The sequence below is a fragment of the Pedobacter sp. R-06 genome, from assembly GCF_049913135.1.
GTDB lineage: Bacteria > Bacteroidota > Bacteroidia > Sphingobacteriales > Sphingobacteriaceae > Pedobacter.
The window spans coordinates 5,317,121-5,330,578 of the sequence record NZ_CP183977.1 but is presented as its reverse complement, the minus strand read 5'-3'; the positions used below and the strand labels follow the sequence as shown (position 1 = coordinate 5,330,578).

At 37.3% G+C, this 13,458-nt stretch carries 11 protein-coding genes; all 11 read left to right on the top strand.

All coding sequences use genetic code 11. From position 1 onward, the window contains the following. The first annotated feature begins 2 nt into the window (after positions 1-2). The 11 genes from ACN9MR_RS21485 (at position 3) to ACN9MR_RS21435 (ending at position 13,297) form a co-directional block, all read left to right on the top strand. A complete protein-coding gene (locus tag ACN9MR_RS21485) occupies positions 3-566 on the top strand; it encodes a DUF3109 family protein (RefSeq protein ID WP_131029599.1) in 564 nt (187 codons plus the stop codon). 242 nt (positions 567-808) lie between these two features. Beyond that, positions 809-1,861 (top strand): dTDP-glucose 4,6-dehydratase, encoded by a 1,053-nt coding sequence (gene rfbB, locus ACN9MR_RS21480; RefSeq protein WP_426326549.1) that lies wholly within the window; start codon positions 809-811, stop codon positions 1,859-1,861. Continuing rightward, positions 1,861-2,409: a dTDP-4-dehydrorhamnose 3,5-epimerase gene (gene rfbC / locus ACN9MR_RS21475; protein WP_426326548.1), complete on the top strand. Its 549-nt coding sequence runs from the start codon at positions 1,861-1,863 to the stop codon at positions 2,407-2,409. The genes rfbB and rfbC overlap by 1 nt, the downstream gene beginning before the upstream one ends. Beyond that, positions 2,406-3,266, top strand: coding sequence for a dTDP-4-dehydrorhamnose reductase (rfbD, locus tag ACN9MR_RS21470; RefSeq protein ID WP_426326547.1), 861 nt, complete (start codon positions 2,406-2,408; stop codon positions 3,264-3,266). The genes rfbC and rfbD overlap by 4 nt, the downstream gene beginning before the upstream one ends. A gap of 71 nt (positions 3,267-3,337) precedes the next feature. Then, on the top strand, positions 3,338-4,198 hold the full coding sequence (rfbA, locus tag ACN9MR_RS21465; protein WP_426326546.1) for a glucose-1-phosphate thymidylyltransferase RfbA: 861 nt from the start codon (positions 3,338-3,340) through the stop codon (positions 4,196-4,198). 351 nt (positions 4,199-4,549) lie between these two features. Continuing rightward, positions 4,550-5,827 carry a nucleotide sugar dehydrogenase gene (locus tag ACN9MR_RS21460; RefSeq protein WP_426326545.1) on the top strand — a complete coding sequence of 426 codons (1,278 nt, stop codon included), beginning with the start codon at positions 4,550-4,552 and terminating at the stop codon, positions 5,825-5,827. Positions 5,828-7,113: 1,286 nt separating this feature from the next. Continuing rightward, positions 7,114-7,854 carry a tyrosine-protein phosphatase gene (locus ACN9MR_RS21455; RefSeq protein WP_426326544.1) on the top strand — a complete coding sequence of 247 codons (741 nt, stop codon included), beginning with the start codon at positions 7,114-7,116 and terminating at the stop codon, positions 7,852-7,854. A 151-nt stretch (positions 7,855-8,005) separates the two neighbouring features. Continuing rightward, a complete protein-coding gene (locus ACN9MR_RS21450) occupies positions 8,006-8,812 on the top strand; it encodes a polysaccharide biosynthesis/export family protein (RefSeq protein WP_426326543.1) in 807 nt (268 codons plus the stop codon). A gap of 12 nt (positions 8,813-8,824) precedes the next feature. Next, on the top strand, positions 8,825-11,188 hold the full coding sequence (locus ACN9MR_RS21445) for a GumC family protein (protein WP_426326542.1): 2,364 nt from the start codon (positions 8,825-8,827) through the stop codon (positions 11,186-11,188). A 12-nt stretch (positions 11,189-11,200) separates the two neighbouring features. Beyond that, on the top strand, positions 11,201-12,328 hold the full coding sequence (gene gmd / locus ACN9MR_RS21440; RefSeq protein ID WP_426326541.1) for a GDP-mannose 4,6-dehydratase: 1,128 nt from the start codon (positions 11,201-11,203) through the stop codon (positions 12,326-12,328). Next, entirely contained in the window at positions 12,329-13,297 is a 969-nt protein-coding gene (locus ACN9MR_RS21435) for a GDP-L-fucose synthase family protein (RefSeq protein WP_426326540.1), read from the top strand. It begins immediately after the preceding gene. The last annotated feature ends 161 nt before the right edge of the window (positions 13,298-13,458 follow it).

Genomic DNA, 13,458 nt, shown 5'->3' with positions numbered 1-13,458 from the left:
TGATGATAGAAGTTGAACAGGTGCTGGTGCACGAAGACGTATTGAAAGAAAACTTTGTTTGTAATTTAAGCAAATGTAAAGGAATCTGTTGTGTGGAAGGTGATTCGGGTGCGCCATTGGATAATGACGAAAAAGCCATTTTGGAAGAAATATATCCAAAAATAAAACACCTGTTGAATGAAAAGGGCATTAAAGCTATTGAAGAACAAGGCGTTTACGTAGTGGATGAAGATGGCGATTTAACCACCCCTTGTGTGGATAAAAATAAAGAGTGTGCTTACGTGCTTTTTGAGGGGGGTATTACCAAGTGCGCCATTGAAAAAGCGTATGAGCAAGGCATTGTAGATTGGCAAAAGCCGATTTCTTGTCACCTTTACCCTATCCGGATAACGAAATATCCAGAATTTGAGGTATTAAATTACGACCGCTGGCACATCTGCCATGATGCCTGTACCTTTGGCCGCGAACTTAAAGTACCAGTTTATAGCTTTTTAAAAGGACCACTAATCCGTAAATATGGAGAAGAATGGTATAAAGAATTGGAAAGTTCTGTGGCAGCGATGTAGTTTGTCTTTCTTAAATTTTATTTTTATCAGTGCAACTGTAAAGTCAATTCTAAGCTGTGTCTACACTTTTCCTGCACATATCTATTGCAATTGTAAGCTTATCTATTTATGCAGAAGATGTTCATAGAAATTGGCTAATTGCTTCTGAATTATTTCGTTCAGTTTTCTGCTTATGTCAAAATTAAGTTGTTTTTTGCCTGAATCTAACTTACTTTAGCGGAATTGAAAATCATTTAATAACTGTGAAAAAAATCTTAATCACTGGTGGTGCGGGCTTTATTGGCTCTCATGTAGTCCGTCGTTTTGTAAATAGCTATCCTCAATACGAGATCGTAAACTTAGATAAACTTACTTATGCAGGTAATCTGGCTAATTTGACCGATATTGAAAATAAGCCAAATTATAGATTTGTAAAAGAAGATATTACTGATGCGAATGCGATGTTTGATTTGTTTAAAACAGAAAACTTCGATGCAGTTATTCACTTAGCGGCAGAAAGCCATGTAGATCGTTCTATTTCTGATCCAACAGCCTTCGTCATTACCAATGTAATTGGTACTGTAAATTTATTGAATGCGGCCCGCGAATATTGGAAAGGTGATTACGATAAAAAACGTTTCTATCATGTAAGTACCGATGAGGTATATGGTGCTTTAGGTGAAGAAGGTATGTTTACCGAAACCACTGCTTATGATCCGCATAGCCCTTATTCAGCATCAAAAGCGAGTTCAGATCACTTTGTAAGGGCTTATCATGATACTTATGGGATGGATTGCGTAATTTCTAATTGCTCAAACAACTATGGTTCTCATCACTTTCCTGAGAAACTGATTCCGCTGGCCATTAATAATATCAAAAATAACAAACCAGTACCCGTTTATGGTAAAGGTGAAAATGTACGCGATTGGTTATGGGTAGAAGACCATGCCAGGGCAATCGATGTAATTTTCCACAACTCGAAAACAGGAGATACTTACAACATCGGTGGCCATAACGAGTGGAAAAATATCGATTTGATCAATTTGCTTTGTACCATTATGGACCAAAAACTTGGCCGCGAAGCAGGAGAATCAGCTAAATTAATTACCTATGTAACCGACCGCGCAGGACATGATTTGCGTTATGCCATTGATTCGAGTAAATTACAAAATCAATTGGATTGGGTACCAAGTTTACAATTTGAAGAAGGCTTGGCCAAAACAGTAGACTGGTACCTTCAAAACGAAGACTGGTTAAATAACGTAACCTCAGGCAATTATCAATCTTATTACGAACAACAATACAGCAGTAAATAATGGAAATTGAACAAACAGGATTAAAAGATTGTCTGATTATTAAGCCAAGAGTGTTTGAAGACCCCCGGGGTTATTTTTTTGAAAGCTTTAACCAAAATACATTCGAAGAAAAAACGGGTTTATCTGGCAGGTTTGTTCAGGATAACCAATCCTATTCTTCATATGGTGTAATCCGCGGCCTACACGCCCAAACCGGTGAATTTGCACAGGCAAAGCTGGTCCGTGTAACCAAGGGTGAGGTGTTGGATGTTGCGGTAGATGTTCGCCCAAGTTCGCCAACATATGGCAAACACATTGCGGTGCGTTTAAGTGCAGAGAATAAATTACAGCTGTATATTCCAAGAGGTTTTGTTCATGGCTTTTCTGTATTGAGTGAAACCGCAGAATTTTTATACAAGTGCGATAATTTTTTCAATAAAGCCTCAGAAACTGGCGTAATTTATAACGATACGGACCTAAATATCGATTGGTTAATTCCAGAGAAAGATCAGGCGGTATCTGATAAAGATCTACTTTTAAAACCATTTTCAGCTTTACAGCACATATGAGCAAAATATTAGTAATTGGTGCCGGCGGACAGTTAGGCCAGTGTTTAAAAACGGTAGCTGAAAGAAGAAGTATTAACGATATTGTTTTTCCTGCAGAACAAGATGCCAATATTCTCGATGAGCCTGGTTTGAACGATCTGTTGGCTAGAGAACGGCCTGCTTTTGTAATTAACTGTGCGGCTTATACCGCTGTAGATAAGGCAGAGGATGAAATTGATCTGGCTAAAGCCATTAATGAAACAGGTGCGGGATACTTGGCCTCAGCTTGTCTAGTAAATGGAGCAACGCTTATACATGTTTCTACCGATTTTGTTTTTGAAGGAAATGAAGTTAAATTGCTAAAGGAAGATGACATTGCTAAACCCATTAATATTTATGGTGTAACCAAGTTAGATGGAGAAAAAGTAGTTTCATCCAAGCTGCCAGCCCATTTTATTATCCGCACCAGCTGGTTGTATTCTGAGTACGCCAACAACTTTGTAAAAACAATGCTTAAACTTGGTGCAGAGCGCGATGAACTGAATATCATTGCCGATCAGGTGGGTACACCCACTTATGCGATCGATCTGGCAAATGCCATTTTTGATATTGTAAGTTCTTCATCCGCCGCTTATGGTATTTACCATTATAGCAATGAGGGGGTAACCTCGTGGTTCGATTTTGCAAAGGCAATTTTTGATATCAGCGAAACAGCAGTTAAAGTAAATCCTATTCCAGGGTCTGCTTATCCGACCAGGGCCATCCGACCAGCATTTTCGGTAATGGATAAAACTAAAATTAAAGAAACTTTTAGTATCGAAATTCCTTATTGGAGAGATAGTTTGGTGGAGTGTATAAAACAAATTAAAATGCAATAAATAGGCATCATTATTTCATTTAGGTCTGTAATGACCAATGAACTAATGACCAATGAACTAATAACTAAAATATGAAAGGTATAGTCTTAGCTGGTGGCAGCGGAACCCGTTTGCATCCTTTAACTTTGGCTTGTAGTAAACAGATGATGCCGGTTTACGATAAACCAATGATTTATTATCCTTTATCTACGCTGATGTTGGCTGGGATAAAAGAAATCCTGATTATCTCTACCCCACACGATCTGCCAAATTTTAAGAAATTACTGGGCGATGGGGCATCTTTAGGCTGTAAGTTTAGCTATGCCATGCAGGCAGAACCGAATGGTTTAGCGCAGGCTTTTGTGATCGGTGAAGAATTTATAGGAAAAGATAAAGTAGCTTTAGTACTGGGCGATAATATTTTTCATGGAGATGGCATGGCCAAATTATTACAGGCCAGTTCCGATCCCGATGGAGGTGTGGTATTTGCCTACCAGGTTGCTGATCCTGAACGTTACGGTGTTGTGGAGTTTGATGAAAATAAAAAGGCCATTTCGATTGAAGAAAAGCCAATCCAGCCGAAATCAGACTATGCAGTGCCTGGATTATATTTTTATGATAATGAGGTGGTAGAGATAGCGAAAAATATTAAACCTTCGCCACGTGGAGAATACGAAATTACCGATGTAAATCGCGTATACCTAGAACGTGGTAAATTAAAAGTAGGCGTATTAAGCCGTGGAACAGCCTGGCTGGATACCGGAACTTTTACTTCCTTAATGCAGGCCGGGCAATTTGTGCAGATCATTGAAGAAAGACAAGGCTTAAAAATTGGGTGTATTGAAGAAATTGCTTACCGTATGGGCTTTATCGATGCAGAACAGCTAAAAGCTATTGCTACTCCGTTAGTTAAAAGTGGGTATGGTAGTTACCTGTTGAAGCAGATCAAATAAGAAGTTCTACTTTAGTTTAATTCAGTTATAAAAAAATCACCATTCAATACAATTGTATTGAATGGTGATTTTTTTTAGTGCGTTATCAGCTTTAGGGGTAATTTTAGTTCTCCTCGAAGTATCGTCATTTCGAGCGGAGTGCAACGTAGTCGAGAACCACGTAGTGCTCAGCGAAGCTAAATCTAACTAGCATAGATCTCTCCATTTCGCTGCGCTTCAGTCGAGATGACGCCGATTTTAGAGTCGCTCCACCCAACTCTGCGTATTTCGCGCCTTCTCTTTGAGCCCTTTGTGGTTAAAGGAATTAAGCATTCTACATTTATCTTATATTTGCCCAATTACCGAAAGAAAATGAATTCAAAAAAGCAGATTGCCATTATTGGTTTAGGTTATGTTGGTTTGCCACTGGCTATCGAATTTGCAAAAAAATATCAGGTCGTTGGTTTTGATACGAATGAGGCCCGCGTGACGGAGTTGAATCAGTTAAAGGACCGTACAAATGAAGCAAATCTGGGCGATTTGCAAGCTGTACTTGCTGCATCGGAGATGGGATTAACCCTGAGTGCCAGCCTGGCCGACCTGGCCACCTGCACCATCTATATCGTCACCGTCCCAACCCCTATCGACCACCTGAAAAGGCCAGATCTGCAACCCTTACTTGCGGCCAGCAAAATGCTGGGTATTGTGCTTAAAACAGGCGATATTGTCATTTACGAATCGACTGTTTATCCGGGTTGCACCGAAGAAGATTGTGTGCCTGTATTGGAAAAAATTTCAGGATTAAAATATAATATCGATTTTTTCTGTGGTTATTCCCCGGAGCGAATTAACCCAGGCGATAAAATTAATACCCTTACCAAAATTAAAAAGGTAACCTCGGGCTCTACGCCTGCAATTGCTGCTGAAATTAATCAACTCTACACATCTATCATTACGGCAGGTACTCATTTGGCGCCCAGCATTAAAGTAGCAGAAGCCTCAAAAGCAATAGAAAATGCACAGCGGGATGTAAATATCTCTTTTGTAAACGAACTGGCCTTAATTTTCGATCGCATGGGCATTGATACAGCAGATGTATTAGCTGCTGCAGCCACAAAATGGAATTTTCTTAACTATAAACCAGGCCTGGTTGGAGGACATTGCATTGGTGTAGATCCCTATTATTTAGCGCATAAGTCAGAGTCATTAGGCTACAAACCTGAAGTAATCCTGTCTGGCCGGAGGGTGAACGATAACATGGGCATGTTTGTAGCCAATAAGGTGATTAAAATGTTGGTAGCAAGAGATAAAGTGATTAATGGCGCTAAAGCCCTGATATTGGGCTTTGCATTCAAAGAAAATTGTCCCGATACCCGAAATACAAGGGTAATTGATATTTACAAGGAACTGAAAGCTTTTAGTATGGATGTTGATGTATATGATCCATGGGCTAATACTGATGAAGTGAAAGCGGAGTACGGCATCGAAATGATTGATAGTGGTCAGTTTAAACATTACGATGCTGTTATCCTTGCTGTGGCGCACCAGCAGTTTTTAGACATTGATTATAGCAGTATTAAAGAAAAAGGAACACTCATCTTTGATACCAAATCTTTTATCGACAGGAATTTGGTGGATGCCAGGTTATAGGCACTTCGCTTCCAACCTGCTCAGCTTTGGCTATGAATGGGATCATTAACACCGTGCGTCATCCGATAGCTATCGGATCCCGCGCAGGCAGAAACCTTAATGCATGAGCAGCTAATATATTCGGGCGTTTTGTATTTTGCCTTGCCCACCATTTTCCATACCCCAATACCGACACAGCTGTGGCCCAGAATAACCCCAGGCCATGTTTCACTTTACCTTTTATTTAACTATTGTTAACCCGTCAACCTAAAGCGATGCAAATCTTTGACATCGCTGATCTTCAGCACGGTTCTGTTTCAACCAAAGCAAGTCCGAAGCAGTAGACAAGTAGGTGTACAGCAAAGCATAGCCAAGCCTGGCAGGAAGGTGGCCTAAACGTGGGGTAAATGTGGCGTAAAGGTGGGGTTTGGGATTTTTAATCAGATTGAGTGATCATCCCTTTTGTTTAACCTAATATACTAAAATTATGGCGCTCCGGAATGGAATTATTAAAATTAACGGGCAACTGGGCACTCTTGTTTTTTACAAACGAGGAAGTAAAACTGTGGTAAGACAAAAAGTTCCTCGTAAACAGCAAACCTAAGCCAGTAGGAAAAATCTGAAGATTTTGTAATTGCAATAGGCATTACTACCACCGCGTGCGATTTTAGCCCATGCATTTTGCCGAATTGTGGGATTGATATAGAGTTTTCGGGAAAGGATGAAAACGAGAAGGGGTTAGTAATCGGTTTAGATGTGGAGCTACTTAGCCGTTTCGCCTTAGAAGCAGGAAAACTGTGTTTTTGGACAGCACATAGTTAAGGTTGATCCTAATATTTCAGGCCTAGGGAAGACGATGCGTAACTGGGAGGTCCAACGAAATCAAAGACTCAACTCGGATGAGACCTAAATACAATTTAGCCACTTTGGTTAAAAATATGGTCATTTTCGATTTTCAATTAACGAAAAAAGGATGAATATAAAAGAACGGTATTTTAAAGCCTTAACTATTCTCGAATTACATTTCTGGTGTACTGTTGATAGTGTGTAGGTTATATTTTGTTAATTTTCTTGTGCAAATTAAGCTGCAGATTCTTTTTAAAGCATCATTTTCGACTATTTGTCTGATTTAATCTACTCTTTATTGGAAAATAGCGCGAATTTCCTTAAATTTAACTCGTTAATTAGAGTACTTTTGTTGTTCTATAAATAATAATTTCAATTCGCATATTATTGCCGTTATTGTTTCGTTTATAAACGAGTGATTATGATAAGGCGAGTTAATTTGATATTCCATTGCTATAAATATGTTAAGTTTTTTTACAAAAAAGAATAAAGTAACTGATATCTCCTGGCTAGGCGTCGATATTCATTCACATATCCTGCCCGGTATCGATGATGGTTCTCCAGATCTGGCTACTTCTTTGCGTTTTGTTAAATCATTACAGGAACTGGGGTTTGATCAGTTGATAGCTACACCGCATATCTATCAAGAATTGTATCCAAACACAAATGAAACAATCTTGGGTGCAAAAGATTTACTACAACAAGAAATGGATAGAACTAATGTTTCTTTAAAATTAAGTGCTGGCGCAGAGTATATGGTTGATCAGGATTTTAAAATGGATGGACCGTTATGTACTTTAGATCAGAAGCATTTGTTGATTGAGATGTCTTATTTAAATGAAAGCCCAGGGATTAGTCAAGCCATATTTGATTTAGAAATTAAAGGCTATAAACCCGTTTTAGCTCATCCGGAGCGATACACTTTTTATTTTAAAGATAAAAGTAGGTTAAAGCGGTTTAAAGAAAAAGGATGTTTATTACAGCTCAATTTATTATCAATTTTAGGCTATTATGGGAAAGAGGTAAAACAATTGGCTGATATATTGTTGAAAGAAAAAATGTACGATTTGGCTGGTACCGATTTACATCATGACAAACACTTAAATAACCTCACAGAAGCTGTTCAATCTGGTAAATTATATGATTTGATAGGTACTTATGACTTTAAAAATCAGGAAATTTTTGGTTCTATTCTAGTCTAATAAATTGCTGCAAGTTCATGGCATGATTTTTATTACTAACGCTCAAAATTAAAAATAAACTACATTGATCATTTTTCGATTTTACAATTAAATGATTAAGTTTGCAAGCTGTTCAAAGTGTCTCTTATTACTTGGAACAGATTATATACCTATGAATAAACTAAATAATGTGATTAAACGTATGAGTAAGGTTGTTGCCTTATTCATGCTAGCCTTGACCTCATCCTGCGTAAGTAACAAAAAAATAGCTTACTTTCAGGATATACAGACGGTAAACCAAGCAAAGTTAGATAATGCCGTTGCATTTACAGAACCTCAAATTCAAGCAGATGATATTCTTAGCATAAATATCTTTACACTTAATCTACAGAGTGGTGCCGTCATTAATCAAGCTGCTGCAACACCAACACTTGGTGGCAATACAAATGCTAGTTTAGCCGCTCAAAATACTGGTTTTTTAGTTGATAAGAATGGCGAAGTGGAGTTATCTCTTATAGGCAAGGTTAAGGTTGCAGGTTTAACTACTTATCAGGCTCGGGAATTGATTAGAGAAAAGGCGGCAGAAGTTTATAAGCAGCCTAATGTGCAGTTGCGTTTTGCCAATTTTAAGGTAAGTGTATTAGGTGAAGTAAATGCTCCATCAGCCTATACTTTGCCAAATGAGAAAGTGAGCATATTAGATGCTTTAAGTTTAGCGGGCGATTTAACTATTTATGGAAGGCGTGATAATATTCTTATTGTTAGAGATAATAATGGTAAAAAAGAATTTGCTCGCCTTGATCTGAATTCTTCAGACATCTTCAATAGCGCATTTTACTATTTAAAGCAGAACGATGTAATTTACGTAGAGCCAAATAAACGTAAAGTGTCAGCGTCTAACTCGGCTCAGATCCAAACCATCGGTGTCATTGCTTCTGTTGTATCTGTTATAGTGTTGGCAATTTCTAGTTTTAAATAGTATTATAATCAAATGAATAACTTGCCGAAAAGAAATATGGTTGACCATATTGATGAAGAAGATAGCATAAATCTAAAAGAGATTTTCAATAAATTAACAGATAAATGGCTTTTTTTTGCCTTAAGCGTCTTTTTCTGTCTTTTGATATCCTTTCTGTATACTAGGTATACTCCACCTACATATCAAATTAAAGCGAAGCTTATTGTGAATGATGATGAAAAGGGTGGTGGTGTAGGCAAGCAGGCTGGCGCATTGATGGATCTAGGAGGATTAATAGGTGCAAAAAACTCTGTAGACAATGAAGTCGAGATCTTAAGAACACGTTTTTTAATGGAACAGGTAGTTCGCCAAATGCAATTAAATATAGTCTACACAAAGAAAATAGATTTTGTAAGCAGAGAATTATATCAACCGCCATTTAGGTTCAATATTATTAAAGGCGTAGATACGATCAGAGCAACCAAATTTGATGTTCGGAAAATTTCAAATTCAAAGTTCAGGGTAACATCAAAAGATTTTACTAAAGATGTTTCGTCGGGAGATAAGTTCGCCGTTAATGGTGTTGGTATAATCCAGTTAGAGCCAAATCAAATTGGGCAAATGGATAGTGGAGAATACTTTGTTCAGGTTACATCTATAGATGAGCGGGTAGCAAGTTTAATGGGCCAGTTATCTGTAGCGGTTTCGAATAAACAAGTATCTATCATCGATCTTGGTTTGTCATATACACTTCAACAGAAAGGGGAGGATATACTAAATACATTAATTAGAAAATATACAGAGGCTAACTTGAGCGACAAGAACGCCATAGCTGACAGTACATATAGGTTTATCAAGGAAAGGTTAAATTTAATTGCCTCTGAACTTGGTGATGTTGAGAATAAAGTTGAGACATTTAAGCAACAAAACCGATTAGCTGATATGAGCGAGCAAGGTAAATTACTTGTTCAGAATACTGGTGAGTTCAGCACTGAATATGCTAAAGCCGAAACCCAAGTTAATGTACTTACAGATTTAGAGAAATATCTTAAGGACGAAAATAACAATAAACGTGTTTTCCCGTCTGCACTTGTTCCATCTGATATGGTTTTCTCAAATTTAATGAGCCAATATAATGCACTTTTGATTGAGAGAGAGAAACAATTATTAAGTGATACTGAAGAAAGTCCCTTTGTTAAGAATATTGATAATCAGATAAGAGGCCTGAGGAGTGATATTTTGTCTAATGTCCAAAGTACCAAAAGTGCTGCAATATTTACTAGAAATAAGTTGCGTGGCCAATTAAACCAAGCTGAAGGCCAAATATCTGGTGTACCTCAAATTGAAAAAAATTATCTCAAATTGGCCCGGAACCAACAAATAAAGCAAGAATTATATATATTCTTAATGCAGAAAGCGGAAGAGACTGCAATTTCAAAAACTTCAAATATCTCGATTGCAAAGACAATTGACCCTCCTAAAGCGGATATAAGCCCAATTAGTCCTAAAAAATTTGTTATTTACATCGCTGGGCTATTAGCAGGCCTAATTTTACCAATGATCTGGATTTTTGGTCAGGAGTTATTAAATACAAGCATTAAAACAAAAGATGAAATTATTTCTCACACAAGGGTTCCGGTAATCGGTGAAATCAGTCATAATTCTAGTACAGATAATTTAATTGTGGCTAACCAGAGCCGGTCTGCTATCTCGGAACAATTCCGTGCTTTACGAACAAACTTATCTTTTTATCTAAAAACTAAAGAGGAAAAGGTTATTCTTTTGACTTCAAGCATGAGTGGAGAAGGAAAGTCATTTACAGCAATCAACTTAGGTAATATTTTGGCATTAGCAGGTAAGAAAGTACTGCTTATGGAATTGGATCTACGTAAACCAGGTCTCTCAGCCAAATTAGGTGTGAGTAATGATATTGGCTTTAGTAACTATACTATTACAACAGGTTTAAAAGTTGAAGACATTGTGAAGCCATTGAGTATAAATAAAAATATGTTCATTATATCTTCTGGTCCTTTACCCCCAAATCCTGCAGAAACCTTAATGAGTGAGCACATGCCCAATTTAATAAAAGAATTAAAAGTGCAATTCGATTATATTATCATGGACGCGCCACCCATAGGAATTATAGCTGATGCGCAGCTCTTATCTGTGTATGCCGACGTCACCCTGTACTTAGTTAGACAAAAGGTCACTCAAAAAAATCAGCTAACTATCGTTGAAGAACTCTATCGAAGTGGGAAGATGAAAAATTTAGGAATAATTGTAAATGATATCTTTAGCAAAGCCTATGGTTATGGTTATGGTTATGGTAATTATGGTCAAGAAAAGGATGAGAGCATCCTAAGCAAGATAAAAAATACCTTTAAAAAACGAGGATAAAATAGCAAAAATATGAAAGTAGCATTAATTACAGGTATCACAGGCCAAGATGGATCTTATTTAGCTGAATTATTATTAGAAAAAGGTTACATGGTGCATGGGATTAAAAGGAGAAGCTCTCTTTTTAACACGGATCGCATCGATCATTTGTACCAGGATCCTCATGATAAAAATGTTAGATTCAAATTGCATTATGGAGATCTTTCTGATTCGACAAATTTAATCAGAATTGTGCAGGAGGTTCAACCAGATGAAATTTACAATCTGGGCGCTATGAGCCATGTTAAAGTTAGTTTTGATTCTCCAGAATATGTAGCCAATGTTGATGGTATTGGAACCCTAAGAATTTTAGAGGCAGTAAGAATACTGGGTTTAGAAAAAAAGACTAGAATTTATCAAGCCTCAACTTCTGAATTATATGGTGGTTTACCAGAAAATAAGAATGAAAAAGGCTTTTATGATGAAAGTTCACCTTTTTATCCACGGTCTCCATACGGTGTAGCTAAAATTTATGGTTTTTGGATAACTAAGAATTATCGTGAGGCTTACGGAATGTTTGCTTGTAATGGAATTTTGTTTAACCACGAGAGTCCACTTCGTGGTGAAACTTTCGTTACCCGTAAAATTACAAGAGCAGTTGCTAAGATAGCTCAAGGCTTACAATCTAAATTATATTTGGGTAATTTAGAAGCAGAACGCGATTGGGGGCATGCTAAAGATTATGTAGAAGCCATGTGGCGGATTTTACAGCAAGATGAACCTGAAGATTTTGTAATTGCAACGGGAGTAACTACCCGTGTTCGTGAGTTTGTTCGAATGGCTTTTTCCGAAGTTGGGATAACAGTAGAATTTAATGGATCAGGTGTAGAAGAAAAAGGTTTTGTAGTGAATTGCTCAAACCCTGAATTTCAGATTGCTATAGGTACTGAGGTTGTTGGTGTTGATCCTGCATATTTCCGCCCAACAGAAGTGGACGTATTAATTGGGGATCCAACTAAGTCTAAGACTAAATTAGGATGGGAGCCTAAATACGATTTGGCAGCTTTAGTTAAAGAAATGGTTGTAGCAGACGTGGACCATTTCAGAAAAGAAACTTTGCTTAAATCTCACGGCTATGTCATTAAAAATCAATACGAATAAATGTTAGATTTACATTTACAGCATAAAAGCGATAAAATTTATATTGCTGGACACCATGGTATGGTGGGGTCTGCAATTTGGCGAACACTCTTAGCTAAAGGATATACCAATTTGATTGGAGCGTCTAGCGCTAAGTTGGATTTGAGGAATCAGGTAGCTGTTAAAGAATATTTGCTTCAGGAACAACCAGACGTAATTATAGATGCTGCTGCAAAAGTTGGAGGAATTTTAGCCAATAATGATTATCCATATCAGTTTATTATGGAAAATATGCAAATCCAAAATAATCTTATTGATTCGGCGATGCAAACTGGAATAGAGAAATTTATTTTCCTGGGAAGCTCTTGTATTTATCCAAAATTAGCACCACAACCTTTGAAAGAAGAATATTTGCTCACTGGAGATTTGGAGTCAACAAATGAATGGTATGCTATTGCAAAAATCACGGGTGTTAAAGCTTGTCAAGCCATTCGAAAACAATATGGAAAAGATTATGTGAGTTTAATGCCAACAAATTTATACGGAACATATGATAATTTCGATTTGAACACTTCCCATGTATTGCCAGCGATGATACGAAAATTCCATATTGCAAAAGAAAATAATCATGAATCAGTTACGCTTTGGGGAAGTGGAACACCTATGCGTGAGTTTTTATTTGTAGATGATATGGCAGCGGCAGTTGTTTTTGCTCTGGAAAATAAACTTCCGGATTATTTGTATAATGTTGGGACAGGGGTAGATTTAACCATAAAAGAATTGGCAGAAACAATTCAAAAAATCATAGGACACCAGGGTGAGATTATTTGGGACACTACAAAACCTGATGGGACACCAAGAAAATTAATGGATGTAACCAAAATGCATGATTTAGGTTGGAAACACCAAGTTGATTTAGAAGAAGGTATTCAGAAAACTTACCGTTGGTTCCTGGAAAATGTAAATAAAATTAAAGAAGTAAAGATGTAATTTGTATCAGGCGAATTTTACCATTGCTTAAACAGCGTTTTGCGAAAGATCTAAAGGAATTTGGATATTGGGAGATTTTTATCGCGGCTTATGGCGGCGTTGTTTTCGACAGGCAAGAAATTGGTTAGGTAGTTACAGATTCAAGTTAAAGTTTAAAATAG

Excerpts from the sequence above, each read along its gene's own strand:
- ACN9MR_RS21485 (WP_131029599.1), top strand. The coding sequence starts at position 3 with ATGATAGAAGTTGAACAGGTGCTGGTGCACGAAGACGTATTGAAAGAA.
- rfbC (WP_426326548.1), top strand. The coding sequence starts at position 1,861 with ATGGAAATTGAACAAACAGGATTAAAAGATTGTCTGATTATTAAGCCA.
- rfbD (WP_426326547.1), top strand. The coding sequence starts at position 2,406 with ATGAGCAAAATATTAGTAATTGGTGCCGGCGGACAGTTAGGCCAGTGT.
- rfbA (WP_426326546.1), top strand. The coding sequence starts at position 3,338 with ATGAAAGGTATAGTCTTAGCTGGTGGCAGCGGAACCCGTTTGCATCCT.
- ACN9MR_RS21460 (WP_426326545.1), top strand. The coding sequence starts at position 4,550 with ATGAATTCAAAAAAGCAGATTGCCATTATTGGTTTAGGTTATGTTGGT.
- ACN9MR_RS21455 (WP_426326544.1), top strand. The coding sequence starts at position 7,114 with ATGTTAAGTTTTTTTACAAAAAAGAATAAAGTAACTGATATCTCCTGG.
- ACN9MR_RS21450 (WP_426326543.1), top strand. The coding sequence starts at position 8,006 with ATGAATAAACTAAATAATGTGATTAAACGTATGAGTAAGGTTGTTGCC.
- ACN9MR_RS21445 (WP_426326542.1), top strand. The coding sequence starts at position 8,825 with ATGAATAACTTGCCGAAAAGAAATATGGTTGACCATATTGATGAAGAA.
- gmd (WP_426326541.1), top strand. The coding sequence starts at position 11,201 with ATGAAAGTAGCATTAATTACAGGTATCACAGGCCAAGATGGATCTTAT.
- ACN9MR_RS21435 (WP_426326540.1), top strand. The coding sequence starts at position 12,329 with ATGTTAGATTTACATTTACAGCATAAAAGCGATAAAATTTATATTGCT.